Source organism: Pseudomonas sp. NFACC42-2 (assembly GCF_900116055.1).
GTDB classification, from domain to species: Bacteria; Pseudomonadota; Gammaproteobacteria; order Pseudomonadales; family Pseudomonadaceae; genus Aquipseudomonas; species Aquipseudomonas marginalis.
The window spans coordinates 204,338-229,395 of record NZ_FOZO01000003.1; the positions used below are offsets into that span (position 1 = coordinate 204,338).

23 protein-coding genes are annotated in these 25,058 nt (G+C 62.0%); 12 read left to right on the top strand and 11 right to left on the bottom strand.

What is annotated here, in order from left to right:
- Positions 1-20 precede the first annotated feature (20 nt).
- The gene (locus tag BM416_RS08280; RefSeq protein WP_092487230.1) at positions 21-968 is read left to right on the top strand and encodes a LysR substrate-binding domain-containing protein; all 948 of its coding nucleotides are present in this window, start codon (positions 21-23) and stop codon (positions 966-968) included.
- A gap of 213 nt (positions 969-1,181) precedes the next feature.
- Positions 1,182-1,592 (top strand): HPF/RaiA family ribosome-associated protein, encoded by a 411-nt coding sequence (locus BM416_RS08285; protein WP_027604683.1) that lies wholly within the window; start codon positions 1,182-1,184, stop codon positions 1,590-1,592.
- A 51-nt stretch (positions 1,593-1,643) separates the two neighbouring features.
- Here BM416_RS08285 and BM416_RS08290 read toward each other — a convergent pair whose 3' ends face one another.
- A complete protein-coding gene (locus BM416_RS08290; RefSeq protein ID WP_092487233.1) occupies positions 1,644-3,155 on the bottom strand; it encodes an MFS transporter in 1,512 nt (503 codons plus the stop codon).
- A 105-nt stretch (positions 3,156-3,260) separates the two neighbouring features.
- Here BM416_RS08290 and BM416_RS08295 point away from each other — a divergent pair, with 105 nt between their 5' ends.
- Positions 3,261-4,133: a LysR family transcriptional regulator gene (locus tag BM416_RS08295; RefSeq protein ID WP_027604681.1), complete on the top strand. Its 873-nt coding sequence runs from the start codon at positions 3,261-3,263 to the stop codon at positions 4,131-4,133.
- Here the strand turns inward: BM416_RS08295 and fecA are convergent.
- The 3 genes from fecA to BM416_RS08310 form a co-directional block, all read right to left on the bottom strand.
- The gene (gene fecA / locus BM416_RS08300) at positions 4,130-6,469 is read right to left on the bottom strand and encodes a TonB-dependent Fe(3+) dicitrate receptor FecA (protein WP_092487235.1); all 2,340 of its coding nucleotides are present in this window, start codon (positions 6,467-6,469) and stop codon (positions 4,130-4,132) included. The two genes, BM416_RS08295 and fecA, sit on opposite strands and share 4 nt — an antisense overlap.
- A gap of 90 nt (positions 6,470-6,559) precedes the next feature.
- Positions 6,560-7,501, bottom strand: a complete 942-nt coding sequence (locus BM416_RS08305) for a FecR domain-containing protein (protein WP_092487238.1) — start codon at positions 7,499-7,501, stop codon at positions 6,560-6,562.
- On the bottom strand, positions 7,498-7,986 hold the full coding sequence (locus tag BM416_RS08310) for a sigma-70 family RNA polymerase sigma factor (protein WP_092487241.1): 489 nt from the start codon (positions 7,984-7,986) through the stop codon (positions 7,498-7,500). The genes BM416_RS08305 and BM416_RS08310 overlap by 4 nt, the downstream gene beginning before the upstream one ends.
- A gap of 170 nt (positions 7,987-8,156) precedes the next feature.
- Here BM416_RS08310 and BM416_RS08315 point away from each other — a divergent pair, with 170 nt between their 5' ends.
- Genes BM416_RS08315 through BM416_RS08335 form a run of 5 tightly spaced genes read left to right on the top strand, consistent with a single transcriptional unit; the run spans position 8,157 to position 11,919 of the window.
- On the top strand, positions 8,157-8,459 hold the full coding sequence (locus tag BM416_RS08315) for a DUF3649 domain-containing protein (protein WP_092487244.1): 303 nt from the start codon (positions 8,157-8,159) through the stop codon (positions 8,457-8,459).
- Positions 8,456-10,030 carry a PepSY-associated TM helix domain-containing protein gene (locus BM416_RS08320; RefSeq protein WP_092487247.1) on the top strand — a complete coding sequence of 525 codons (1,575 nt, stop codon included), beginning with the start codon at positions 8,456-8,458 and terminating at the stop codon, positions 10,028-10,030. The genes BM416_RS08315 and BM416_RS08320 overlap by 4 nt, the downstream gene beginning before the upstream one ends.
- On the top strand, positions 10,031-10,357 hold the full coding sequence (locus BM416_RS08325; protein WP_092487249.1) for a DUF3325 domain-containing protein: 327 nt from the start codon (positions 10,031-10,033) through the stop codon (positions 10,355-10,357).
- 9 nt (positions 10,358-10,366) lie between these two features.
- Complete coding sequence (locus tag BM416_RS08330; protein WP_027604674.1) at positions 10,367-10,945, top strand: RNA polymerase sigma factor; 579 nt, start codon at positions 10,367-10,369, stop codon at positions 10,943-10,945.
- Positions 10,942-11,919: a FecR family protein gene (locus BM416_RS08335; RefSeq protein ID WP_092487252.1), complete on the top strand. Its 978-nt coding sequence runs from the start codon at positions 10,942-10,944 to the stop codon at positions 11,917-11,919. Before BM416_RS08330 ends, BM416_RS08335 begins: the two co-directional genes overlap by 4 nt.
- On the opposite strand, the gene BM416_RS08340 is transcribed toward BM416_RS08335, so the two are convergent.
- On the bottom strand, positions 11,920-12,270 hold the full coding sequence (locus BM416_RS08340; protein ID WP_092487255.1) for a glutaredoxin family protein: 351 nt from the start codon (positions 12,268-12,270) through the stop codon (positions 11,920-11,922).
- Entirely contained in the window at positions 12,270-13,274 is a 1,005-nt protein-coding gene (yejK, locus tag BM416_RS08345) for a nucleoid-associated protein YejK (protein WP_012722392.1), read from the bottom strand. The genes BM416_RS08340 and yejK overlap by 1 nt, the downstream gene beginning before the upstream one ends.
- Before the next feature lie 396 nt (positions 13,275-13,670).
- Here yejK and BM416_RS08350 point away from each other — a divergent pair, with 396 nt between their 5' ends.
- Positions 13,671-13,952 carry an HU family DNA-binding protein gene (locus BM416_RS08350; RefSeq protein ID WP_003188840.1) on the top strand — a complete coding sequence of 94 codons (282 nt, stop codon included), beginning with the start codon at positions 13,671-13,673 and terminating at the stop codon, positions 13,950-13,952.
- A 67-nt stretch (positions 13,953-14,019) separates the two neighbouring features.
- Here BM416_RS08350 and rlmF read toward each other — a convergent pair whose 3' ends face one another.
- The 5 genes from rlmF to BM416_RS08375 all read right to left on the bottom strand — a co-directional run bounded on the left by rlmF (position 14,020) and on the right by BM416_RS08375 (position 20,641).
- Positions 14,020-15,036 carry a 23S rRNA (adenine(1618)-N(6))-methyltransferase RlmF gene (gene rlmF, locus BM416_RS08355; protein WP_027604671.1) on the bottom strand — a complete coding sequence of 339 codons (1,017 nt, stop codon included), beginning with the start codon at positions 15,034-15,036 and terminating at the stop codon, positions 14,020-14,022.
- Positions 15,037-15,274: 238 nt separating this feature from the next.
- Positions 15,275-18,121 carry a valine--tRNA ligase gene (locus BM416_RS08360; RefSeq protein WP_092487258.1) on the bottom strand — a complete coding sequence of 949 codons (2,847 nt, stop codon included), beginning with the start codon at positions 18,119-18,121 and terminating at the stop codon, positions 15,275-15,277.
- Between the two features lie 149 nt (positions 18,122-18,270).
- Positions 18,271-18,663: a DNA polymerase III subunit chi gene (locus BM416_RS08365; protein WP_065924183.1), complete on the bottom strand. Its 393-nt coding sequence runs from the start codon at positions 18,661-18,663 to the stop codon at positions 18,271-18,273.
- Between the two features lie 7 nt (positions 18,664-18,670).
- Positions 18,671-19,099, bottom strand: a complete 429-nt coding sequence (locus BM416_RS08370; RefSeq protein WP_027604668.1) for a DNA polymerase III subunit chi — start codon at positions 19,097-19,099, stop codon at positions 18,671-18,673.
- A gap of 51 nt (positions 19,100-19,150) precedes the next feature.
- The gene (locus tag BM416_RS08375; RefSeq protein ID WP_065924182.1) at positions 19,151-20,641 is read right to left on the bottom strand and encodes a leucyl aminopeptidase; all 1,491 of its coding nucleotides are present in this window, start codon (positions 20,639-20,641) and stop codon (positions 19,151-19,153) included.
- 274 nt (positions 20,642-20,915) lie between these two features.
- Here BM416_RS08375 and lptF point away from each other — a divergent pair, with 274 nt between their 5' ends.
- The 3 genes from lptF (at position 20,916) to lepA (ending at position 25,057) form a co-directional block, all read left to right on the top strand.
- A complete protein-coding gene (gene lptF / locus BM416_RS08380) occupies positions 20,916-22,034 on the top strand; it encodes an LPS export ABC transporter permease LptF (RefSeq protein ID WP_092487261.1) in 1,119 nt (372 codons plus the stop codon).
- Positions 22,027-23,106, top strand: coding sequence for an LPS export ABC transporter permease LptG (lptG, locus tag BM416_RS08385; RefSeq protein WP_092487264.1), 1,080 nt, complete (start codon positions 22,027-22,029; stop codon positions 23,104-23,106). Before lptF ends, lptG begins: the two co-directional genes overlap by 8 nt.
- 151 nt (positions 23,107-23,257) lie before the next feature.
- Positions 23,258-25,057: a translation elongation factor 4 gene (lepA, locus tag BM416_RS08390; RefSeq protein WP_027604664.1), complete on the top strand. Its 1,800-nt coding sequence runs from the start codon at positions 23,258-23,260 to the stop codon at positions 25,055-25,057.
- Position 25,058: the final 1 nt, after the last annotated feature.

A 25,058-nucleotide genomic window follows, 5' to 3' on the forward strand; every position in this document is an offset into this window, starting at 1 on the left:
CTTTAGCTGGACTAAACCCTATGGCTCGCCCTCTCCATGGCCAGACTTACGTCTGGTTGCACGTGTTTTCCTGCGCTGCCCGGCATCTGTCGTTCACCCGCTGCGCCGAAGAACTGCACATCACGCCGGGGGCGGTGAGCCAGCAAATCCGCCAGTTGGAGGAGCGCCTGGGGTTTCGGCTGTTTCATCGACGGGCACGGGGGGTGGAGCTGAGTGCCGAGGGCCAGCGCCTGGCGGCAACGGTGGGGGAGGCTTACGGCAGCATCGACGCCGAGTTGCAGCGGCTGGATGCGGGAATGATCAGCGGCACACTTCGCCTGCGCTCGATTCCATCATTTCTCGGCAAGTGGCTGACCCCACGCTTACCGCGCTTGCAGCAGCGCTTCCCGGATATCCAACTGCGTATGGTTGCCGAGGACAGCAGCATCGCCCTGCATGAAGGTGACTTTGACCTGGCCATTGACCTCAACGACGGCAGCTACCCTGGCCTGTTATCCACAGCCCTGCTGGATGAGCAGATTTTCCCGGTCTGCGCCCCCAGCCTGTTGCGGGGGCGACCGCCCTTGCACGGGCCGGCCGATCTCGTGCATTTTCCGCTGCTGCATGACATTACCGCCTGGCGTGGGAGTTATGAGTATGCGGAGTGGGAGTTCTACCTGAATGCCATCGGCTATCACGTCGCCGATGTACGCCGTGGCCACACCTTCAACCGCAACCACTTGACCATCGAAGCCGCCATCGCCGGCATGGGCGTAGCGATTGCGCGACGGACCTTGCTCAATGATGAGCTGGAACGCGGCACCTTGATCGTGCCGTTCGGCCTCGCGGTGCCCAACCACAAACGTTATGTGCTGCTGTATGCGCCGGGCGCCCTGAACCATCCGGGCGTGCGCGCGGTGCATGACTGGCTGGTGGAGGAAGCAGGAATTTTTCGCGCCTTGCACCCGCTGGGGGAGGGACAATTGTGAGGATCGCGGGGCGTAAGAAGATGTAACTAACTCCCCACCCTAACAGCGTTTCTGCTCGTCGTCAGGGTTAATTTGTAATGTAGGATTTATCTTTGCAAAGGGGTTGAAATGTTTCTCTGGCTGCTCAATTGTGTAATCAAGAGGTCATGGTTTCACCACCCCGGTGTTGCAGTTTGTGACCTCTCGCGAGCTAGCTGAAATAAGGGAAGAACTATGCAAATCCAAGTCAATAGCGATAACCATATTGAAAGCAGCATCCGACTGGAGGAGTGGGTACGTACTACCATTGAGAGCACGCTCGAACGTTATGAAGAAGACCTGACCCGAGTGGAGGTCTACCTGCGGGATGAGAACGGCGACAAGCCCGGTCCCCACGATTTAAGTTGCCGCCTGGAAGCGCGGCCAAAAGGCCATCAACCGCTGTCGGTGTCCGCCAAGGGCGATACCCTGGAACAAGCGATTGACAGCGCGGCCACCAAGCTGGATCACGCATTGGAACATCTGTTTGGCCGACTGCAAGGCAAGCCCCGCGCTGCCGCGAAAAACCAGCCCATCAACAAAGTGAACGAAGACGCGCTGGAACAGGAATTCCTGGAAAACGAAAACGCGGTCATCAACGGCTGACGTTCTTTTCACCCCCTGCAAACGGGCCTGCATCTGCAGGCCCGTTTTCGTTCAGGCGCCGCGTCGGAAAAAATACCGGCTCAACAGCGCCAGCCCCCCAGCCCCCAACCCGGCAAACAGCATCGCCCAACCGGCGCCGTGGCGCAGTGCCGCCTGGGCATCGTTGGCTGCCAGCCCCATCGACTCCAACTTTCCTGCGGCAATGTTCTGGCTGATGGCCGGCCACTCCATTGCCGTGGTGGCGGGCAGCATCTCGGCCAGCTGATGGCTGATCCCCAGCAACAGCACCAGGCCCATCAGGGCAATGTTGAGCGCCAGGGTGATCAGCCGCGCACTGAGGTCGATGCCGGAGGCCATGCCCGCGCGGTCGGCCGATACCGAGCCGGTGGTGGTATTGGTGGTGGGCGAGTTGGTCAGCGCCAGGCCTGCGCCGGCGATCACGCAGCTTAGCAGCACCAGCCCGATACGTGGGTGCGCGGCGCCGTTGACGGCGGCCATGGCCAGAAAGCCCGCGCCCATCAGGCCCAGGCCGAGGGGGATGATGCGTTCGGCGCCATAGCGCAGGGCCAGGCGCTCGGCCAGCGGCGGTACCAGCAAGGTCGGCAGGGTATAGGCGAGCAGCGCGGCGCCGGTGGTCAAGGTGTCGTAACCCAGGCCTGCCTGAAAGTACAACGGCAGGTAGATCATGAACGGCCAGAAGCTGAAGTTCATGCCGATCGAACCCATCAACGCGCCGTTGAAACGCTGGATGCGGAACACCGAGAAGTCGAACATCGGGTGCGCACTGCGAAGCTCGACCGTGATGAACAGCAGCAGGCCGAGCCCCGACAACGCCGCCCAACCGAGCATCGCCGGTGTGCCGAAACCGTGCTCGCTGCCTTGGGTGATGAAGTACACCAGGGCAAACACCGACAGGGTCAGGGTGAGCATGCCGGCGATGTCCAGGCGATGGGCGGCCGGGTCGCGGGACTCCTGCACGCTGATGCGCAGCAGCACCAGGGTGAAGAGGGTGAGCGGCACATGTACGAGGAACACCCAACGCCAATCCGCCACTGCCAGGATCAATGCGCCGATCATCGGCCCGAAGCCCAGGCCCACGCCGGCAATCACGCCCCATATCGCAAACGCCCGTGCCCGCGATGCCGGTTCGCGGAACAGGTGCGAGAGGATGGCGAATTGGCAAATCATCATCGCCCCGGCACCGATGCCCTGGATAAACCGCGCCGTGATCAGCAGCGAGGTATCCTCGGCCAGCCCGCAGGCCAGTGAAGCCAGGCCAAACACCCAGAGGCATAGCACCAGCATGCGGCGACGGCCAAAGCGGTCGGCCAATGTGCCCGCTGCCATCAGCACGCTGGTGCAGGCCAGGGTGTAGGCATTCATGATCCACTGGGCGTCCTGGAAGCCCGTGCCCAACTCTCGCTCGAGCGTCGGCAGGATCACCGGCACGCTGGAAATCTCCAGGCCGAACATCAGGGCGACAAGGCACACGGCCGTGAGGGCCAGCCCATTCCTGGCGGTACGCGGGGGGCTGGTGGTGGTTAACGTGGCGGCGGGTGGCATGGGATTCTCCTGTGGATGAAGTGTCGCGTTATTTTCAGGGGAATCTGTTTCGTTATTCGTGATAAATTTTCCACTGATAGGGGAATCAAGGGCGACAATCGAGCCATGACGACACCGCGTTTTGATGGCGTTGAGCTGTTTCTGCACATCGTCGAAAGCGGCAACCTGACCGAGGCCGCCGAACGGCTGAACCTTACCCGCTCCGCGGTCGGCAAGGGCCTGGCGCGATTGGAAGCACGCCTGGGCACGTGCCTGTTGCAGCGCTCCACCCGCCGCCAGCGGCTGACCGAGGACGGCCAGGCCTACTACGAGCATTGCCTGCGCGCGTTGGCGGAACTCGAGGCAGCCGAATCGGTGCTGGAAAGCGGCCGGCAACAGCCACGCGGCCGTTTGCGGGCCAGCTTGCCACTGGCCTTCGGGCATCACTACGCGGCCCCGGCGTTGTGGGGGTTGATGGCGCGCTATCCGGAACTGGAGATCGAGATCAGCTTCGCCGATCGGCTGGTGGACCTGGCACAGGAAGGCTTCGACGTCGCCGTGCGGATCGGCCCGCTGCCCGACACCGACCGCCTCAGTGCACGTCGCCTGGGCGAACAGGCCGTTGGGCTGGCGGCGTCACCGGCGTACTTGCAGCGCGTCGGACCGATTGAATGTATCGAAGACCTTGCCGGCCATCGCGGCATTGCCTATCGCAGCACGACCTCGCAGCGCAATCCCGTGGCCTCGCCGTTGATGATGGACGACCTCCAGGCCGTGGCCGATGCCGCCATCGCGGGCGTCGGCCTGGCCTGGTTGCCGAGTTGGTTGATTGCGCACTATGTGCTGCGTGGGCAGTTGGTCGCAGTGTTGCCCGGCTATCGCGAGCAACCTGCGCCGATCCATGTGATCTGGCCGACAGCCGTGCATATGCCGGCCAAGACGCGTTGTGCAATCGACGCTCTGGTCGCCGCCACCCCCAGTTGCCTGGCGGGCAGTTAGAACGCGATAGAGGTCTGCACGTACAGCGTACGCGGCTCACCCACGTATTTACCCTTGTTGTTGTCGTCGAACGAGCGGGTGAAGTACTGCGTGTTGAAGATGTTCTTCATGCCGACCGCCACATTCAGATCCGACAGTTGCGGGCCGAAGTCATAGGCTGCGCGGCTGCTGAACAGCATGTAGCCGGGGATTCGGCCGTTGGCGCCGTCAGCACTTTCTGCCTGGGTGTTGGCGTTGTCGGCGAATTGGCTGCTCTGATAGCTGCTGTCCACATTGAGTTTCCAGCGCCCTTCGGTGTAACCCACGCCGAGGGTGCCTTTGTGCTTGGACGAGAAGGGCACGCGGTTGCCTTTGTTCGGGCCGTCTTCGCGGATGGTGGCGTCGACGTAGGCGTAGGTAGCGTACACATCGAAACCGGCCAGCGCCGGGCTCAAGCCATCGAGGGCGTAGTTGACGCTGGTTTCAATACCCTGGTGGCGCGTTTCGCCGCGGGCGATCACCGAATCGTTGGTCTGGTTGCTTTCATACTGGTTGTCGAAGTTGATCAGGAACGCGCCGATCTCTGCGCGCAAGGTGCCGTCGTCATAGCGGGTGCCCAGTTCCCAGGTGCGGGCTTTTTCCGGTTTCACTTCACCGCTGGTCACACGGTTGGGCATCTGGCTGTACTGCACGCTGCCGAATGAACCTTCGGTGTTGGCGTACAGGTTCCAGTCGTCGGCCAGGTGATAGAGCACGTTCAACGCCGGCAGCGCGGTGTTGTAGTCGCCTTTGTATTTGACGTTGGTCAGGTTGTTGCTCTGCTGGGATTCGATCATCTCGTAGCGAATGCCCGGGGTGATGGTCCATTTGCCGATATCAATCCGGTCATCGACGAAGAACGCATTGGCTTCGGTGCCGCCACGGGTGTCGCGGTCGTTGCGGCTGTCGGTGCTGGGGATTTGCTGGTTGTTGGCTGAAATCGGCGTGCGGTAGCGCAACTCGTGGCCGGCTTCGTTGATGTAGCGGTAGCCGACGCCCACTTCATGGCTGGTCGGGCCGAGGTCAAAGCCTTGGGCGAAACGGGTTTCCACGCCACGCACCCAATACTCGCGCGGGGACAGCGACAGGAAGGTGCCCTGGTCCAGGTAGCCGCTGCGCAGGGTCTTGGTGAAGAAGCTGTTGACGGTGAATTCGCGGCGGTCCTGCTCGTAGCGATAGCCGACGTTGAACATCGTACGGCGGCCCCAGAATTTGTCGTAGGGGCGGGTGGACTGATACGGATCGGCCTTGTAGTCCGCGACGTTCAAGCCCCCAGGCATATCGGCCTGGCCTTCGTAGTACTGCGCCATGGCGTTGAAGCTGTTGGCGTCGTCGAGCTGGTATTTGCCTTTGAGGATCAGGTCGTCGATGCGCGTGTTGCTGTTTTCGCGCCAGTCGCCGCCACGGGTGCCGGAATACAAAATCGCGCCGCCCAGGCCATTCTCGGCAGTGCCGCCGGCCAGCAGGTTGCCGGTGGTCTTGAAGCCGTCATGGCTGGAAGACGGGCTGGTCTCGGTCTGCAAGCCACCTTTGACGGTGGGTGCATCCGGGATCGCGCGGGTCACGAAGTTGACCACGCCGCCGACGTTCTGCGGGCCGTAGCGCACCGCGCCGCCGCCACGCACCACGTCCACGGCGTCCATGTTGCCCATGCTGATCGGCGCGAAGGACAGCTGCGGCTGGCCGTACGGCGCGAAGGGCACAGGGATGCCGTCCATCAGCACCGTTGAGCGCGAGGCCAGGCGCGGGTTGAGACCGCGAATGCCGAAGTTCAGCGCCATATCGTGGCTGCCGGTGCCGTTATTGTCCGGGGCGTTGACGCCGGGGATGCGGTTGAGCACGTCCTTGGCCTGGGTGGCGCCCTGGCGTTCGAATGCTTCGCGGCGGATCACGTCACGGGCGCCGGGGTGTTCGAAGACATTGGTTTGTGCCGCATCGCCGAGCCAGTCGCCGACCACGCTGGAGGTCGCCAACTCGACAGCCGCCGGCGCCGTTGCCGGTTGCAGGCTGTAGGCGTTGTCGCCTTCGGCGCGGGCTTGCAGGCCGGTACCTTCCAGCAGCTTCTGCAGGCCCTCGGCGGCGCTGTAGCTGCCGGACAAACCACGGCTTTGCATGCCCGCCGTGACTTCGGAACCGAAGGAAATCAACACGCCGGCTTCACGACCAAACTGGTTCAGGGCTGCTTCCAGCGAGCTTGGGGCGATGTGATACGGCTTGGTATCGGCCGCCATCACGCAAGGCAGTACGGTCAGGCTGAGGCTGGCGCCCAGCAGCAGTTGGCGCAAGGTGCGGGCGAGAAGGGTGGGTTGCTGGGGCATGACGGGCGGTCCTGAGAAGGAAGGATCAAGGTGGCTTTCCTTCTCTGTCACGCGAGGTGCGGAAAACGGCTCACGGTGGCTGAAAATAATTTATGCACGTGCCTGGACGCTCACCCAATAACGGGTAAAACGCCGCACCTTGACCGGCAGGCTGACCTCCAGCAGGTCGAGGATGCGTTCGCTGTCGTCCAGCGGGTAGCTGCCGGACAGCAGCAGGTTGGCGACTTGCGCATCGCAATTGAGCTGGCCACGGCGATAGCGACCCAGTTCGGCGAGAAAGTCCTCCAGGCGCATATGCGCGGCCACCAGCATGCCGTCGGCCCAGGCGCCGCTGTTGGCATCGGTAGGTCGCGGGGTGTCCCAGCCTTTACGGGTGAAATTGACCTGGCGCGCCGCGTCGACCGTCAGGGGCAGGCCGCTGTAGGTGTTGGGCATCACCTCGACGCGGCCGTCCAAGACCGCCAGTTGGGTGTGGTCGTTGAACTGGCGCACATTCAGGCGCGCCGCCTGGCTGCTGAGCAGGCCCTGGCCGGTCAACACCTGCAGCGGCGTGCTGCCGGCCATGCCGGTGAGCAGGATCTCGCCTTCGAGCAGGCGAATCAGCCGTTGCCGGCCGTCGAAATGCACATCCACGGCGCTGCCGGTATTGAGCTGCAACTGGCTGCCGTCGGCCAATTGCACCTTGCGCCGTTGGCCGACGGGGCTGCGATAGTCGGCGCTCAACGGCGGCAGGATATGCTGCTGGCGCAGGCTCCAGGCGGCGGCCGAACCGGCGCCGAGGATCAGCAACAACTTCAGCGCCTGGCGCCGGCTGCTGGACTTAGGTGCGTTCAACGCCGCATGGGCCAGGGGCGAGGGCATGCCGCGCAGGCGCTGGTTGACGCGCTGGATATGGTCCCAGGCGCGCTGATGTTCGCTATGGGCATTCAGCCATTGTTGCCAGGCCGCCTGCTGGCGTGGGTTGAGCGCGCCTTGCTGCATTTCCATCAGCCAGCGCACGGCTTGTTCGGCGACCTGGGTCGAGACATTCATAGGGCGAAGTAGCAGCGCAGGGCGGCTTTATGCAGGTGGCGCTTGACGGTGGCGATGGAGATGCCCAGTTCGGCGCCGATCTGCGCATACGTCAGGCCGTCGAGTTGGGCCAGCAGGAACGCGCGCTTGACCAGCGTGGGTAAGCCGTCGAGCAACTGGTCCAGCTCCAGCAGGGTTTGCAGGATGATCGCGCGCTCTTCTTCTGATGGCGCTACCTGCTCAGGCATCTGCGCCAAGGCGTCGAGGTAGGCGCGTTCCAGGTCCTGGCGGCGGTAGAAGTTGAACAACACGCGCTTGGCGACCGTGGTGAGGAACGCGCGGGGCTCGACCAGCGTTGGCGCCTCCCGTGCGGTCAGGACCCGGATGAAGGTGTCCTGCGCCAGGTCTGCCGCACTTTCCGGGCAGCCGAGCTTGCGTCGCAACCAGCCGGTGAGCCAGTGGTGATGGTCGTTGTAGAGCACTTCGACAGGGTTGGACGACTGCAACGCAAACACTCCACAAGCATGGGTATGCTTTAGAGAACAAGAATTGTTCGCATTGTAGGGCGCTGGAAACCGTTCGGCAATGCACGAAGGCAGGTGTTTCATCCGTTCTGTTTTGCTTATGAGAATATTTATCATTAATATTGCGCGCTGATGAACCTGGCGCCTCCCGCATGAAAAGCAAAACCTCACTGCCTGCCTCCTATCGTCTCGCCGTTACGTCGCGCGTGCTGGCTGCTGTCGTCGGCGGTTACCTGATGGCGTCCCTGGCCAGCATCTGCCTGGCGCTGTGGATGCCTGTCTCCCGCGCCGATGCGGTGATCACCGGGATGATGAGTTCGTTCGTGTTCTACCTGTTGGCGGTGCTCTGGTGCTTTGCCTGTCGTACGGCATGGCGCGCCTGGTGTGGCGTGCTGCTGCCGAGCGCGGCGTTCGCTACCTTGGCAGGCCTGGGCTTGTGGATGGCACGCATATGAAAGAGGGCTTTCGCCAGGCCATGGCCTGGCTGCACACCTGGGCAGGGCTGATCTTTGGCTGGCTGCTGTTTGCGATTTTTCTGACGGGCACCCTGGCCTATTTCAAGGATGAGATCACTCACTGGATGCAGCCCGAGGTACAGGCCCACCCCCTGGATGACGCGCGCAGCCTGAGCGTCGCCCAGGACTACCTGCAGAAGGCCGCACCCACGGCCGCACGCTGGTTCATCACCTTGCCGGATAGCCGCGACCCTGGCCTGTCTGTGATGTGGCAAGACAAAGTCGACCCCGGCAAACGCGGCAATTTCATTCAGAAAACCCTCGACCCCGTGAGTGGGCAGGCCGTAGAGGCCCGGGAAAGCATGGGCGGGGAGTTCTTCTATCGCTTCCACTTCCAGCTGCAAATGCCTTACCCGTGGGGCCGCTGGCTGTCGACCATCGCAGCGATGGTGATGTTCGTGGCATTGATCACGGGCATCATCACCCATAAGAAAATCTTCAAGGACTTCTTCACCTTCCGCCCCCGCAAAGGCCAGCGTTCCTGGCTCGACGGGCATAACGCGGTGGGTGTGCTGGTGCTGCCGTTTCACCTGATGATCACCTACAGCAGCCTGGTGATTTTCATGAGCATGGTGATGCCTGCGCCGATCGTGGCCTCCTATGGCAACGACACCCGGGCCTTCTTCAATGACGTGTTCCCCGCCACCAACAACGCGCCGGCGCTGGGCCAGCCAGGCCAATTGCTGTCATTGCTGCCGATGTACGAGCAGGCGAGGGCGCAGTGGGCGGGTGGGCATGTCGGGCGGCTGGCGGTGAACAACCCGAGTGATGTAAACGCTTCGGTCAACGTGTTCCGTGCCAGCTCCGACCGCGTGGTGCATGACTTCGGCAGTACCGTGTCGTTCAACGGCAACACCGGCGAGTTGTTGCGGGTCAGTGCTGAACCATCGCTGCCGGCGGCGATCGGCGGCAGCTTCTATGGCCTGCACATGGGCCATTTCGCCGGTCCGGTGCTGCGCTGGTTGTACTTTATCTGCGGCCTGGCGGGCACGGCGATGATCGGCACGGGGCTGGTGATCTGGCTCGGCAAGCGGCAACTCAAACATGCAAAAAGCGGCGTGATGCCGTTTGAACTGCGGCTGGTGGAAGTGCTGAACATCGCCAGCATGTCCGGGCTGTTGATCGCCATTGCAGCCTTCTTCTGGACCAACCGTTTATTGCCAGTGGGCTTTGCCGAGCGCTCCGATTGGGAAGTGCAGGCCTTCTTTATCACCTGGGGCCTGAGCCTGTTGCACGCGATCCTGCGCCGGGGCCGCCAGGGTTGGGTTGAGCAATTGAGCTTCGCAGCACTGCTGTTTGCCGCAATCCCGTTGCTCAATGCCCTGACCACGTCGCAGCACTTGGGCGCTTCACTGGCGACGGGTGACTGGGCCATGGCCGGCTTCGACCTGACCTGCCTGGCCAGCGGCCTATTCCTCGCCTGGGCAGCCTGGAAGATGCGGCACCGCAAGGCCCCGCAGGCCAAGACCGAACGGGCGCGGCCGCTGCAACTCAAGCAGGAGGCGAACTGAATGCTCCTCGCGCTGCTGATGTGTTACGCCGGGTTTACCGCCTTGTGCCTGTCCACCGACCGTCACCACGGCGAACTGCTGCACAGCAGGCCATCGCCTCGGCGGCGTATTGTTTTGCGCGTCATCGGTTGGCTGCTGCTGACCGTGTCGATCTGGCCCGCCGTGGCTGTCGCCGGTTGGGGCCTGGGCCTGGTGGAGTGGTGCGCGGTGTTGATGCTCAGTGCCCTGTTGCTGGTGCTGTTGCTGCCGTATCGGCCAAGGCTGGCCTTGCTCCTGGCAGGCGTCGGCCTGCTGGCCAGCCCTGTTGCGGCCTTCGCTGTTTTCTGAGCCCCTGCCATGATGATCAGCACCCCACCCGATTCCCAGGACAGCCCCCAGGCTGACGCGGCGGGTGGGCGTGCGCATTTCCTGCAGGTGTTCCTGTCCCAGCGTTCGCAGATGGAAGCGTTGGTGAGCCGCCGTGTCGGGTGCCGCGCCACTGCGGCCGACCTGGTGCAGGACCTGTTCCTGCGGTTTTGGCGTCGGCCATTGGTGCAGGTCGAAGAACTCAGCACCTACCTGTTGCGCTGCGCCGGCAATATCGCCATCGACCACCTGCGCAGCGAAGGCGCGCGGGTGCGCAGCAGTGAAGGCTGGCTGCCGGAACAGCAGGATAACCAGGGCTCCGAGCCCCAGGCGGCGCTCGAGGCGGGCAACGACCTGCGGCATGTCGAAGCCGCCCTGCGCAGCCTGCCGGAGCGCACCCGGCAGATCTTCCTGCTCAACCGCATTCACGGGCGCAAGTACGCGCAAATCGCCAAGGCCATGGGCCTGTCCCAAAGCGCCGTGGAAAAACATATGATGCGTGCCCTCGAAGCCTGCAAAGCCAGCCTTCGCGAACCATCGCCATCGCGCACGCCAGGGAAAGCACCGTGAATCCGACCTCCACGCCAGACCAGGAACAAGCCGCACTGGCCTGGCTGAGCCTGTTGCACGACCAGCCCAGCAGTGGCGACCAGGCCACGTTCAGCCGCTGGCTAAGGGCAGATCCTGCGCACGTCGAAGCCTATGCCCAGGCCCAGGTGCTCTGGGAGTTGAGCGAAGTGCCGGCACGCCAACTGGCGGATGAGGACGCGCTGGCACTGCAGGGCTACCTCAATGCGATGAACACCCCTAGGCGCTCGCGGGTGGTGCGCTGGTCCGGCGCCTTGGCCCTGGCGGCATGCCTGGTATTGATGGTGTCCATGGGCGCCGGTTGGCAGCCTTCGCGCTGGATCGATGACTTCGGCGCCGATTACGTGAGCGCACCGGGAGAAGTGAAGACCGTCACCCTGGCCGATCAATCCCGGGTCACGCTGGATGCGGACAGCGCCATTGCCGTGGACTTCAGCCACGGTGAGCGGCATATCCAATTGCGTCGCGGTGCAGGTTTTTTCAGCGTCACCCACACCGGCGACTCCTTTGTGGTCGAGGCGGGCGGCGGCGAAGCGCGGGTGCTGGGGACGCAGTTCGAAGTGCGCCTGCAACCGGCGGGGGCCGAGGTAACAGTGTTGTCGGGGCGGGTGGGCGTGACCGCGTCGAAACAGGGCCCGCAGCAAATTCTGACGGCGGGCCAGCAAGTGGCCTACGCCGATGGCAGCGCCGATCCCTTGCACGCGGTCGACAGCGAATCCCGCCTGGCCTGGCGGGATGGCTGGCTCAACTACTACAAGGCACCGCTGGCCGATGTGGTCAAGGACTTGGGGCGTTACTACCCTGGCCGCATCCTGCTGCTCAACGAAGCGATGGGCGCCAGGCGCGTCAGCGGCAGCTTCCCGAGCAAGGACCCGCAGGCGGTACTCAACGCCTTGCAAGCGGTGTTGGGGTTCGAGCAGCACAGTCTGTTGGGGCGGGTAATCGTGGTGCGCTGATTACTTCAGCGCGGCCATGATCGCGTCAGGGTTGTAGTCGCGAATCAGCGTGCCGTTCACGTCCACAAACGGAATCCCGCCACCACCCAGCGCCTCATACGCCTTGCGCGCCTGGGCGTCCTTCTCGATATCGACGGCCTGGTACGGAATGCCCTTCTGGTCGAGGAAGCGGCGGATCTGCTTGCAGTAGCCGCACCACTCGGTGGCATACAGCACCACCCGCGCCGAGGCTCGCGTCTGCTCCGGCACCACCTGGGAAGGGTTGAACAGCCGCTCGACCTTGCCCCAGTTCTGGATAACCACCACCACCAGCAATACCAGCAGGACTTTCTTGAGGACCCCGCCCAGCATCAGTTACGGCGCTTGAGCTGGTCGGTCAGTTGGGTCGGCAGGCCCTTGATGATCAAGGTGCCGGCGGCTTCGTCGTACTCGATCTTGTCGCCCAGCAGGTGCGCTTCAAAACTGATGGACAGGCCCTCGGCGCGCCCGGTAAAGCGGCGGAACTGGTTGAGGGTGCGTTTATCCGCCGGGATTTCCGGCGACAGGCCGTAGTCCTTGTTGCGGATATGGTCGTAGAACGCCTTGGGCCGATCTTCATCGATCAACCCCGACAATTCTTCAAGGCCCATGGGTTCGCCGAGTTTGGCCTGGCTGCTGGCGTAATCCACCAGGGTCTTGGTTTTTTCGCGGGCGGATTCGTCCGGCAAGTCTTCGCTTTCGACGAAGTCGCTGAAGGCCTTGAGCAGGGTGCGCGTCTCGCCCGGGCCGTCGACGCCTTCCTGGCAGCCGATGAAGTCGCGGAAGTATTCCGAGACCTTCTTGCCGTTCTTGCCTTTGATAAACGAGATGTACTGCTTGGACTGCTTGTTGTTCTGCCACTCGGACACGTTGATACGCGCTGCCAGGTGCAACTGGCCCAGGTCCAGGTGGCGCGACGGGGTGACGTCCAGCTCGTCGGTCACCGCCACGCCTTCACTGTGGTGCAGCAGGGCGATGGCCAGGTAGTCGGTCATGCCTTGCTGGTAGTGGGCAAACAGCACGTGGCCGCCGGTGGAGAGGTTGGACTCTTCCATCAGTTTTTGCAGATGTTCGACGGCGGTGCGGCTGAACGTGGTGAAATCCTGGCCACCCTCGAAATATTCCTTCAACCAGCCGCTGAACGGGTGCGCGCCGGATTCGGCATGGAAGAAACCCCAGGCCTTGCCTTGTTTGGCGTTGTAGCTCTCGTTGAGGTCGGCAAGCATGTTCTCGATGGCGGCCGACTCGGCGAGCTCGGAGTCGCGGGCGTGGAGAACTGCGGGTGTGCCGTCGGGTTTTTTGTCGATCAGGTGGACGATGCAATGACGGATCGGCATGGGCTTCTCGGCTGGTTGAAGGGGAGCGGTCGGCCTCCCCGAAAAGTCGCCCAGTGTACCGCACCCATTGGTCAAGACACGCGTCGAAGGGCATTTTGGATGCTCTCGGACGAGGCATATGCCTTTTTTTCACGGTTTAGAGCGATAAAGCTGACCAAATGGGTAGGTAGAAGCGGATATTTCCCCGTCTCTGTGCTAGTTTTGCCCCGTCTTACGCCAAGTCTCGGCGATAAGCGTGCATTCAGCATCTGTCAGGTCGAACCAATCCCCGTTTCAAGCATCTATAACCCCGATCTCCGTGGTTATAGCCGGGGGTGCCAGGCCATGACGGTCGGGCTCGACGGCTGACACTGCACTCTGCAATCCATATGAATTTGATAGGGAAGGAACACCACAATGGCTATTACTAAAGACCAACTGATCGCTGACCTGGCTGAAGCAGTAGACGCACCGAAAACCACCGTGCGCGCTCTGCTGGACCAACTGAGCCAAGTTGTTGCTGACCAGCTGGAAAACGGCGGCGAAATCACTCTGCCAGGCGTTGGCAAACTGAAAGTGACCGAGCGTCCTGCCCGTACTGGCCGTAACCCTTCGACTGGCGCTGCCATCGAAATCGCTGCCAAGAAAGTTATCAAGCTGGTTGTGGCCAAAGGCCTGACCGACGCTGTTAACAAGTAAGACGCAGCAAAAAAAACCGTGCTCCGGAGCGATCCGGGCACGGTTTTTTGTTGCCTGGGATTTGTCTCTATCGCACCCAGCGCTGGCGCCAGATCTGCTGTTCGTTCTTGGTCTGGAAGGTCCAGGCCACGAAACGGCTCTGCTTCTGGCCCTGGGACATTTCCACCACCTGGCTTTCCAGCACGCCGGCTTTTTTCAGGGCGGTCTCGATCGCGGGCAAATTTGACGCTTTTGACACCAGGGTGCTGAACCACAACACCTTGTGGGCAAAGTGCGCACTCTCGGCGATCAACTGCGTCACGAAGCGCGCTTCACCGCCTTCACACCACAACTCGGCCGATTGGCCACCGAAGTTGAGCACCGGCAATTTGCGCTTGGGGTCGGCCCGGCCCAGGGCGCGCCACTTGCGCTCGCTGCCCTTGGTGGCTTCGTCCATGGACGCATGGAACGGTGGGTTGCACATGGTCAGGTCAAAACGCTCACCCGGCTCCAGCAGGCCCAGCAGGATGTGCTTGGGGTTTTCCTGCTGGCGCAACTGGATGACCTTGCTCAGGTCGTTGGACTGCACGATGGCCTTGGCGGCGGCCACGGCGATAGGGTCGACCTCCGAGCCGAGGAAGTTCCAGCGGTACTCCATATAGCCAATCAGCGGGTAGACGCAGTTGGCGCCCATGCCGATGTCCAGCACCTTGACGATTGAACCGCGCGGGATCTTGCCCTCGTTGACACTGGCCAGCAGGTCGGCGAGGAAGTGCACGTAGTCGGCACGCCCCGGTACCGGCGGGCACAGGTAATCCGCCGGGATGTCCCAATGCTGGATGCCATAGAAGGCCTTGAGCAACGCCCGGTTGAACACCCGCACCGCGTCCGGGCTGGCGAAGTCGATGCTCTCTTTGCCATAGGGGTTGATGATCACGAATTGCGCCAGTTCCGGCGTGGTCTTGATCAACGCCTGGAAGTCGTAACGACCTGTGTGGCGGTTGCGTGGGTGCAGGGTAGCCTCTTTGCGCGGCGCGACGGGTTTGGCCGTGGCTGCGGTCTTAGGCTTCTTGCGTGGAGGTTTGGGCGTAGTGGGGGCGGTCATGATGATTCTGGTGTTGGCTCAAAGTGGCGGCCATTGTCACACATTCCCGAGGATAACTCGGTCAAATGTGGGAGGAGGCTTGCTCCCGATAGCGGTGGATCAGTCAAGACTAGCCTGGCTGACAGATCGCCATCGGGGGCAAGCCCCCTCCCACATTGACTGTATTGCCAGCAAGGGATTGGGAAACACCAGGCAAAAAAAGAGACCCGAAGGTCTCTTTTTTCACGCGGATTGACCCTTAGAGGCTGGAAATCCGCGCATGTTGCTCCGCCAGCTTGCCCAAAGCCTGTTCGGCCTCGGCCAGCTTGGCGCGTTCCTTGTCGATCACTTCAGCCGGAGCCTTGTCGACGAATGCCGCGTTGGACAGCTTGCCGCCCACCCGCGCCACTTCACCTTGCAGGCGCAGGATTTCCTTGTCGAGACGGGCCAGTTCCGCGCCCTTGTCGATCAAGCCGGCCATCGGCACCAGCACTTCCATCTCGCCGACCAGCGCGGTCGCTGACAGTGGCGCTTCGGCGCCATCCGCCAATACGGTGATCGATTCCAGCTTCGCCAGCTTCTTGAGCAGCGCATCGTTCTCGGTGAGACGACGCTGGTCTTCGGCGTTGGCGTTCTTCACGAATACCGCCAGGGGCTTGCCCGGGCCGATGTTCATTTCGGCGCGGATGTTGCGCGTGCCGAGCATCAGGGTCTTGAGCCATTCGATATCGCTTTCGGCCGCCTCATCGATGCGTGCTTCGTTGGCCACCGGCCAAGGTTGCAGCATGATGGTCTTGCCGTCTTTGCCGGCCAGCGGCGCGAGGCGCTGCCAGATTTCTTCGGTGATGAACGGCATGAACGGATGCGCCAGGCGCAGGGCGACTTCGAGCACGCGTACCAGGGTGTGACGGGTGCCGCGCTGACGTTCGATCGGCGCGTTTTCGTCCCACAGCACGGGCTTGGACAGTTCCAGGTACCAGTCGCAATACTGGTTCCAGATGAACTCGTACAAGGCCTGTGCGGCCAGGTCGAAACGGAACTGGTCGAGTTGACGGGTCACTTCGGCCTCGGTGCGCTGCAACTGCGAGATGATCCAGCGGTCGGCCAGGCTAAGTTCGATGGCCTCGCCGTTCTGGCCGCAGTCTTCGCCCTTGTCCAGCACGTAGCGCGCGGCGTTCCAGATCTTGTTGCAGAAGTTGCGATAGCCTTCGACGCGGCCCATGTCGAACTTGATGTCGCGACCGGTGGACGCCAGCGAGCAGAAGGTGAAGCGCAGCGCATCGGTGCCGTAGCTGGCAATGCCGTCAGCGAATTCGTCGCGGGTCTGCTTCTCGATCTTCTTCGCCAGTTTCGGCTGCATCAGGCCCGAGGTGCGTTTCTGTACCAGGGTTTCCAGGTCGATGCCGTCGATGATGTCCAGCGGGTCGAGGACGTTGCCCTTGGACTTGGACATCTTCTGGCCCTGGCCATCCCGCACCAGGCCGTGCACGTACACGGTCTTGAACGGTACCTGCGGGGTGCCGTCCTCGTTCTTCACCAAGTGCATGGTGAGCATGATCATCCGGGCAACCCAGAAGAAAATGATGTCGAAGCCGGTGACCAGCACGTCGGTGGAGTGGAATTTCTTCAGGAATTCGGTCTGCTGCGGCCAGCCCAGGGTGGAGAAGGTCCACAGGCCCGAGCTGAACCAGGTGTCCAGTACGTCGTTGTCCTGTTGCAGTGCCACGTCGGGACCGAGGTTGTGCTTGGCACGTACTTCGGCTTCGTCGCGGCCCACGTAGACCTTGCCCGACTCGTCGTACCAGGCCGGAATGCGGTGGCCCCACCACAGCTGGCGGCTGATGCACCAATCCTGGATATCGCGCATCCACGAGAAGTACATGTTTTCGTACTGCTTGGGCACGAACTGGATACGCCCGTCCTCCACGGCAGCAATCGCCGGCTCGGCCAGTGGTTTGGTGGACACGTACCACTGGTCGGTCAGCCACGGCTCGATCACGGTGCCGGAACGGTCGCCCTTCGGCACTTTCAGGCCGTGGTCGTCGACGCTGACCAGGAGGCCGGCGGCGTCGAACGCGGCAACGATCTGCTTGCGCGCTTCGAAACGGTCAAGGCCGGCGTATTCGGCCGGGATCTTGCCGTCGATGCTTTCGTTCAGCGTACCGTCGAGGTTGAACACCTGGCAGGCCGGCAGCACGGCGGCATTCTTGTCGAAGATATTCAACAGCGGCAGGTTGTGGCGCTTGCCGACTTCGTAGTCGTTGAAATCGTGGGCCGGGGTGATTTTCACACAGCCGGTGCCGAATTCAGGGTCGCAGTAATCGTCGGCGATGATCGGGATGCGGCGGCCTACCAGCGGCAACTCGACGAACTTGCCGATCAGTGCCTGGTAGCGCTCGTCGTTCGGGTTGACCGCGACGGCGGCGTCGCCAAGCATGGTTTCCGGACGGGTGGTGGCGACGATCAGGTAGTCGTTGCCTTCAGCGGTCCTGGCGCCGTCGGCCAGCGGGTACTTGAGGTTCCACAGGAAACCTTTCTCGTCGTGGTTTTCCACTTCAAGGTCGGAAATCGCCGTGTGCAACTTGGTGTCCCAGTTGACCAGGCGCTTGCCGCGGTAGATCAGGCCGTCTTCATGCAGGCGCACGAAGGCTTCTTTCACCGATTCCGACAGGCCGTCATCCATGGTGAAGCGCTCGCGGCTCCAATCCACGGACGAGCCGAGGCGACGGATCTGACGGCTGATGTTGCCGCCGGACTGGTCTTTCCACTCCCAGATTTTTTCCAGGAATTTCTCGCGACCCAAGTCGTGACGGTTCTGGCCGGTGGCTTCGAGTTGGCGCTCCACCAGCATCTGGGTGGCGATACCAGCGTGGTCGGTACCCGGTTGCCACAGGGTATTGCGGCCCTGCATGCGGCGGAAACGGATCAACGCATCCATGATCGCATTGTTGAAGCCATGGCCCATGTGCAGGCTGCCAGTGACGTTCGGTGGCGGAATCATGATGGTGTAGGACTCGCCCGCGCCTTGCGGAGCGAAATAGTTCTCGGACTCCCAGGTGTTGTACCAGGAAGTTTCAATAGCGTGCGGCTGGTAGGTCTTATCCATGCGCGGCGGGACCCTAGTTGGCATATATTCAGGAAAGCCGGCAAGTATAACGGGGGATAGGGCGCAGGGCGAGGCGAAGGCGGGCTTAAGGTGCAGGCAATCAAATGTGGGAGGAGTTTGCCACCTCCCACAGGGGATCTATGGACGGTTCAAGACTGGTACTGGCTGAGCAGCCGCTCCATCCGCGCATCCATCCGGCGCTTGATCTCGGTTTCGATATGGGGGGCAAAGTCGTCGATCACGTCTTGCATGATCAATTGCGCAGCGGCACGCAGTTCGTTGTCCAGGTGCAGCAGCAGGGCGTCGGGGCCCTTTTCAGCCGCAGCAGGGGCAGCGTCCACCACAACGGGGGCTTCGACAACCGGTTCCGGGGCGACCTGCTTGCCGCCGACCATGTCGAACAACAGCGGAATCTGTACCTCGCCATCGGCCTGTTCGGTCAATAGCGGCGGTTGCAAGTCATCATCACCCAGCAACTGGCGGATCGACTCGAGGTCGTCCAGCAGGTGGTCATCTTTTTTTGTCGGGTTGGGAGTGTCCATCATGTACTCAAAGTCGTTGTAGCCGGTGATCTTGCAAAGGATAGCCCTGTTCGCGGTAGAAACGGAAACTCTCCCGCGCGGCCTGACGAATAGCCGGATCTTCCACCACCACTTCCGCCACACGGGCGAAGGCCTTGGCAAAAGGCGGTACTTTCAGGTCCAGGTTGACCAGCAGGTCCTGGTGATTGCCGCAACTGTCCCCCAAACCCAGGACAACCTGGCCTTCGGGTTCTGATTCTGCGGGGCCGTGGGGCACGAAGCTTTCGCCCTTGAAACGCCACAGGCGGGCGTCGAGCTCGTCGCGTTGGGCGGCATCGCTGCAATGCAGGTAGATGCGGTGGCCCATGCGCCAGGCTTTCTCGGTGAGCTTGCAGGCGAAGTCCAGGCGCGCGAGCGGATCGGCGCTGGGCAATATATAGAAGTCGACTTGGGTCATTGCGGTTCCTGAGGCCGGGGCGGCGAGATCACCACCCCGGCATCTTCAGTGTCAGGCTTTGGCGCGGTCCAGCAGGTATTGGGTCAGCAATGGCACCGGACGGCCGGTGGCGCCCTTGTCCTTGCCGCCGCTGGTCCAGGCCGTGCCGGCGATGTCCAGGTGTGCCCAGTTGAAGTTCTTGGCAAAACGCGACAGGAAGCACGCAGCCGTGATGGTGCCGGCTTTCGGGCCGCCGATGTTGGCGATGTCGGCGAACGGGCTGTCCAGCTGTTCCTGGTACTCATCGAACAGCGGCAGTTGCCAGGCGCGGTCGTCGGCGGCCTTGCCGGCGCTGAGCAGTTGCTCGATCAGCTCGTCGTTATTGCCCAGCAGGCCCGAGGTGTGGGAACCCAGGGCCACGATGCAGGCGCCGGTCAGGGTGGCGATGTCGATCACGGCCTGTGGCTTGAAGCGCTCAGCGTAGGTCAGGGCATCGCATAGGACCAGGCGGCCTTCGGCGTCGGTGTTGAGGATTTCCACGGTCTGGCCGCTGAGGGTGGTGACGATGTCGCCCGGACGGGCTGCGCCGCCGCTCGGCATGTTCTCGGCGCAGGCCAGGATGCACACCAGGTTGATCGGCAGCTTCAGTTCCAGCACGGCGCGCAGGGTGCCGAACACGCTGGCGGCGCCGCCCATGTCGTACTTCATCTCGTCCATGCCCAGGCCCGGCTTGAGGCTGATGCCGCCGGTGTCGAAGGTAATACCTTTGCCGACCAGGGCGTAAGGCTTCTCGGACTTCTTGCCGCCGTTGTATTGCATCACGATCAGGCGTGGCGGCTGGTCGCTGCCCTGGCCCACGGCATAGAACGAGCCCATGCCCAGTTCCTTGATCTTCTTCTCGTCCAGGACTTCGACTTTCAGGCCTTTGAACTCTTTACCCAATGCCTTGGCCTGTTCGCCCAGGTAGGTCGGGTGGCAGATGTTCGGCGGCAGGTTGCCCAGGTCGCGGGTGAACGACATGCCATTGGCGATGGCCTGGGCGTGGGTCACGGCGCGCTCGACTTCAGCCTGGGCGGCCTTGATGGTCAGCAGGGTGATTTTCTTCAGGGCACGGGGTTCGGTTTTCTGGCTCTTGAACTGATCGAAAATGTAGCCGCCGTCCACCAGGGTCTCGGCCAGCAGGCGGGTCTTGCCGTAGCTGTCACGGCCTTTTACGACGATTTCATCGAGTGCCAGTGCCGCATCGCTGCCGCCCAGGCCCTTGAGGGTGTTGAGGATGCCGCTGATGATCTTGCGGAACGGACGGTCGCCCAGTTCAGCGTCCTTGCCCACGCCCACCAGCAATACGCGGTCGGCCTTGAGGTTGGGCAGGCTTTGCAGCAGCAGGCTCTGGCCGACTTTGCCGGCCAGGTCGCCGCGCTTGAGAACCGCGCTGATCGCGCCGCCGCTGAGTTCGTCGAGCTGCCTGGCGGCTACGCCGAGCTTGCGGCCTTCGCCGATGGCGACCACGAGGGTGGCGGTTTTCAACGTTTCGGGGCTAACGCTTTTTACAACCAATTCCATTTTCGGGTCCCTTATATAAGGTCTGAGAGCCTGGCGTCTGTACGCAGGCTTTAAAGCGTGGCGGCTGTGTAAACCACCAGCGACAAAGGCGGCAGTTTGAACCTCGCCGACGGAGCCTGACAACCCTTTGTGCCTGCACATGAGGTTGCGCAGTGACAGGCGCGGTCAATCACAGGATAATGCGCCATCTTTTTAGCCGGTCCGGTGCAAACGGGCTGACTCGGTATGCTTGCTTGTTTGGCCGCCTTAGCCTGACAACCCTGGAGTGTCTGGTTTGATCGTCTTCCGTTATCTGTCCCGCGAAGTCCTGTTGACCCTGAGTGCCGTGAGTGCGGTCCTGCTGGTCATCATCATGAGTGGTCGTTTCGTCAAATACCTGGCCCAGGCTGCCTCCGGCGCCCTGGACCCAGGCTCGCTGTTCCTGATCATGGGCTTTCGCCTGCCGGGATTCTTGCAACTGATCCTGCCGCTGGGCCTGTTCCTCGGCATCCTGCTGGCCTACGGCCGCTTGTACCTTGAAAGTGAAATGACCGTGCTCTCGGCCACCGGCATGAGCCAGCAGCGCCTGCTGGGCATGACCATGATTCCGGCGGCCGGCGTTGCGCTGATCGTGGCCTGGCTGAGCCTGAGCCTGGCTCCCCAGGGCGCGATGCAGTTCCAGCTGGTGCTGAACAAACAGGACGCGATGACCGAGTTCGATACCCTCGAGCCGGGCCGTTTCCAGGCACTCAATGACGGCTCACGGGTGACTTACACGGAAACCTTGACCGACGACCGCGCCAACCTGGGCGGTGTGTTCATCTCCGAGAAACGGTTTGGCCAGGACAAGAAAGACCGGGGCATTTCCGTACTGGTGGCCGATTCGGGCCGCCAGGAAGTGCGTCCTGACGGCAGCCGCTACCTGATCCTGGAAAATGGCTATCGCTATGATGGCAGTCCAGGCATGGCCGACTATCGCGCGATCAAGTACGACACCTATGGCGTGATGTTGGCCCGCCCGGACATCAGCGACGAAGTCACCGACCGCGACGCCATCCCCACGGCGGACCTGATCGGCAGCAAGGAACTGCGTTCCATCGCCGAGCTGCAATGGCGGATTTCCCTGCCGCTGCTGGTGTTTATCGTGACCCTGATGGCCGTGCCGCTGTCGCGCGTCAACCCGCGCCAGGGCCGTTTCCTCAAGCTGTTGCCGGCGATCCTGCTGTACATGGCTTACCTCACCATCCTGATTTCCGCCCGCGGCTCCCTGGAGAAAGGCAAGCTGTCGCCGGTCCTGGGCCTGTGGTGGGTGCACGGCATGTTCCTGGTGATCGGCCTGGGGCTGCTGTATTGGGAGCCTATTCGTTTGAAAATGATGAGCCGTCGTGGCCAGAAGGAGTTGGCTCGTGGCTAAGCTCGATCGCTACATTGGTAGCAGCGTCCTGATCGCCATCCTGGCGGTACTGGGCATTATCCTGGGCCTGGCCTCGTTGTTCGCCTTCATCGATGAAGTCGGTAACGTCAGCGACACCTATACCGTATGGGACGTGCTCAGCTACGTGGCACTGACCGCGCCGCGTCGTCTCTACGACATGATGCCGATGGCCGCGCTGATCGGTTGCCTGATCGGCCTGGGCAGCCTGGCCAGCAACAGCGAACTGACCATCATGCGCGCCGCCGGGGTGTCCATCGGGCGTATCGTCTGGGCGGTCATGAAGCCAATGTTGCTGCTGATGCTGTGCAGCGTGCTGATCGGTGAATACGTCGCGCCGCCGGCCGAAACCACCGCCCAGGCCAATCGAGCCCTGGCCCAGGGCTCGGGCGATGCACAAAGCGCCAAGCATGGCCTGTGGCACCGCCAGGGTGATGAGTTCATCCACATCAACGCCGTGCAACCGGGCGGGCTGTTGATCGGTGTGACGCGCTACACGTTCGACAAGGAACGTCACATGCTGTCGTCCAGTTTCGCCAAACGCGCGCAGTACGGCGACGAAAAGTGGCAACTGACCGACGTCACCACGACTTACTTCCGCAATGTCGGCCAAGGCACCAAGGCCAGCACCGAAGTGATCAATGTGCCGAGTGAAGAGTGGGATATCGCGCTCAAGCCGGAACTGCTCAATACGGTGGTGATGATCCCCGAAAGCCTGCCGATCTCCGGGTTGTGGGGCTATATCCACTACCTGAAGGATCAAGGCTTGAATAACGGTCGTTACTGGCTGGCATTTTGGGTCAAGGTGTTGCAGCCGGTGGTGACCGCCGCACTGGTGCTGATGGCGATCTCGTTCATCTTCGGTCCGTTGCGCTCCGTGACCCTCGGCCAGCGGGTATTCACTGGCGTGCTGGTCGGTTTCACCTTCCGCATCGCCCAGGACCTGCTCGGCCCGTCGAGCCTGGTGTTCGGGTTCTCGCCACTGTTTGCAGTGCTGGTGCCGACGGCCATCTGCGCCCTGGCCGGGTTCTGGCTGCTGCGCCGAGCGGGCTGATAGCGCACCGATGGATAAAAAATGCCCCGCTCGGATGAGCGGGGCATTTTTGTTCTGGTCAGCAAAGATGACGCCCGGCCTGAGCATCAGGTACAATTCCCGGCTATTTTTCAGCGGGCAATCTGCCTGCAGCCTTTTTGAGTGTTGATCCGTGAGTGATTTGAGTCATATCCGCAATTTCTCCATCATCGCCCACATTGACCATGGTAAGTCGACGCTGGCCGATCGATTCATCCAGATGTGCGGCGGCCTTGCCGAGCGTGAAATGGAAGCCCAGGTGCTGGACTCCATGGACCTCGAACGCGAGCGCGGGATCACCATCAAGGCCCACAGCGTTACCCTGTACTACACCGCCAAAGACGGTATCAAGTACCAGCTGAACTTCATTGACACCCCGGGCCACGTGGACTTCACCTATGAAGTCAGCCGCTCCCTGGCGGCCTGCGAAGGTGCGCTGCTGGTGGTGGACGCGGGCCAGGGCGTTGAAGCCCAGTCCGTGGCCAACTGCTACACCGCCATCGAGCAAGGCCTGGAAGTCATGCCGGTGCTGAACAAGATCGACCTGCCACAGGCCGATCCGGACCGGGTAAAGGAAGAAATCGAAAAAATCATCGGCATTGACGCCACCGACGCCGTCGAGTGCAGCGCCAAGACCGGCCTGGGCGTCGACGAAGTGCTCGAGCGCCTGGTCAAGACCATTCCAGCCCCCACCGGCAACTACGAAGATCCGCTGCAGGCGTTGATCATCGACTCCTGGTTCGACAACTACCTGGGGGTTGTCTCCCTGGTACGCGTGCGCCACGGCCGCGTGAAGAAGGGCGACAAGATCCTGGTCAAGTCCACCGGCAAGATCCACCTGGTGGACAGCGTCGGTGTATTCAACCCCAAGCACACCGCGACCACTGATCTGAAAGCCGGTGAAGTAGGCTTCATCATCGCCGGTATCAAGGACATCCACGGTGCGCCGGTGGGTGACACCCTGACCTTGAGCTCCACCCCTGACGTCGACGTGCTGCCGGGCTTCAAGCGCATCCAGCCGCAGGTCTACGCCGGCCTGTTCCCGGTCAGCTCCGACGACTTCGAAGACTTCCGCGAAGCCCTGCAAAAGCTGACCCTCAACGACTCGTCGTTGCAGTACACCCCGGAAAGCTCCGACGCCCTGGGCTTCGGCTTCCGCTGCGGCTTCCTCGGCATGCTGCACATGGAAATCATCCAGGAGCGCCTGGAGCGCGAATACGACCTGGACCTGATCACCACGGCGCCGACGGTTATTTTCGAGCTGCTGCTCAAAAACGGTGAAACGATTTACGTCGACAACCCGTCCAAGCTTCCAGACCTGTCTTCCATCGAAGACATGCGCGAACCGATCGTGCGGGCCAATATCCTTGTGCCGCAGGAACACCTGGGCAACGTCATTACCCTGTGTATCGAAAAGCGTGGCGTGCAGCACGACATGCTGTTCCTCGGTACCCAGGTGCAAGTGACCTACGATTTGCCGATGAACGAAGTGGTCCTGGACTTCTTTGACCGTCTCAAATCCACCAGTCGCGGCTATGCTTCGCTGGATTATCATTTCGACCGTTACCAATCGGCTAATCTGGTGAAACTGGATGTGTTGATCAACGGCGACAAGGTCGATGCCCTGGCACTGATCGTGCACAAGGACAACGCGCACTACAAAGGTCGCCAGTTGACCGAGAAGATGAAAGAACTGATTCCGCGCCAGATGTTCGACGTCGCGATCCAGGCCGCCATTGGCGGGCAGATCATTGCGCGAACCTCCGTCAAGGCACTCAGAAAGAACGTACTGGCCAAATGCTACGGTGGCGACGTCAGCCGTAAGCGCAAGCTGCTTGAGAAGCAAAAGGCCGGTAAAAAACGCATGAAGCAAGTGGGCAACGTGGAAATTCCACAAGAAGCCTTCCTTGCGGTGCTCAGGTTGGATAGTTAGG

Bases quoted from the DNA above. Each gene is read 5' to 3' on its own strand.
- BM416_RS08280 (WP_092487230.1), top strand. From the start codon at position 21: ATGGCTCGCCCTCTCCATGGCCAGACTTACGTCTGGTTGCACGTGTTT.
- BM416_RS08285 (WP_027604683.1), top strand. From the start codon at position 1,182: ATGCAAATCCAAGTCAATAGCGATAACCATATTGAAAGCAGCATCCGA.
- BM416_RS08290 (WP_092487233.1), bottom strand. From the start codon at position 3,155: ATGCCACCCGCCGCCACGTTAACCACCACCAGCCCCCCGCGTACCGCC.
- BM416_RS08295 (WP_027604681.1), top strand. From the start codon at position 3,261: ATGACGACACCGCGTTTTGATGGCGTTGAGCTGTTTCTGCACATCGTC.
- fecA (WP_092487235.1), bottom strand. From the start codon at position 6,469: ATGCCCCAGCAACCCACCCTTCTCGCCCGCACCTTGCGCCAACTGCTG.
- BM416_RS08305 (WP_092487238.1), bottom strand. From the start codon at position 7,501: ATGAATGTCTCGACCCAGGTCGCCGAACAAGCCGTGCGCTGGCTGATG.
- BM416_RS08315 (WP_092487244.1), top strand. From the start codon at position 8,157: ATGAAAAGCAAAACCTCACTGCCTGCCTCCTATCGTCTCGCCGTTACG.
- BM416_RS08320 (WP_092487247.1), top strand. From the start codon at position 8,456: ATGAAAGAGGGCTTTCGCCAGGCCATGGCCTGGCTGCACACCTGGGCA.
- BM416_RS08325 (WP_092487249.1), top strand. From the start codon at position 10,031: ATGCTCCTCGCGCTGCTGATGTGTTACGCCGGGTTTACCGCCTTGTGC.
- BM416_RS08330 (WP_027604674.1), top strand. From the start codon at position 10,367: ATGATGATCAGCACCCCACCCGATTCCCAGGACAGCCCCCAGGCTGAC.
- BM416_RS08340 (WP_092487255.1), bottom strand. From the start codon at position 12,270: ATGCTGGGCGGGGTCCTCAAGAAAGTCCTGCTGGTATTGCTGGTGGTG.
- yejK (WP_012722392.1), bottom strand. From the start codon at position 13,274: ATGCCGATCCGTCATTGCATCGTCCACCTGATCGACAAAAAACCCGAC.
- BM416_RS08350 (WP_003188840.1), top strand. From the start codon at position 13,671: ATGGCTATTACTAAAGACCAACTGATCGCTGACCTGGCTGAAGCAGTA.
- rlmF (WP_027604671.1), bottom strand. From the start codon at position 15,036: ATGACCGCCCCCACTACGCCCAAACCTCCACGCAAGAAGCCTAAGACC.
- BM416_RS08360 (WP_092487258.1), bottom strand. From the start codon at position 18,121: ATGGATAAGACCTACCAGCCGCACGCTATTGAAACTTCCTGGTACAAC.
- BM416_RS08365 (WP_065924183.1), bottom strand. From the start codon at position 18,663: ATGGACACTCCCAACCCGACAAAAAAAGATGACCACCTGCTGGACGAC.
- BM416_RS08370 (WP_027604668.1), bottom strand. From the start codon at position 19,099: ATGACCCAAGTCGACTTCTATATATTGCCCAGCGCCGATCCGCTCGCG.
- BM416_RS08375 (WP_065924182.1), bottom strand. From the start codon at position 20,641: ATGGAATTGGTTGTAAAAAGCGTTAGCCCCGAAACGTTGAAAACCGCC.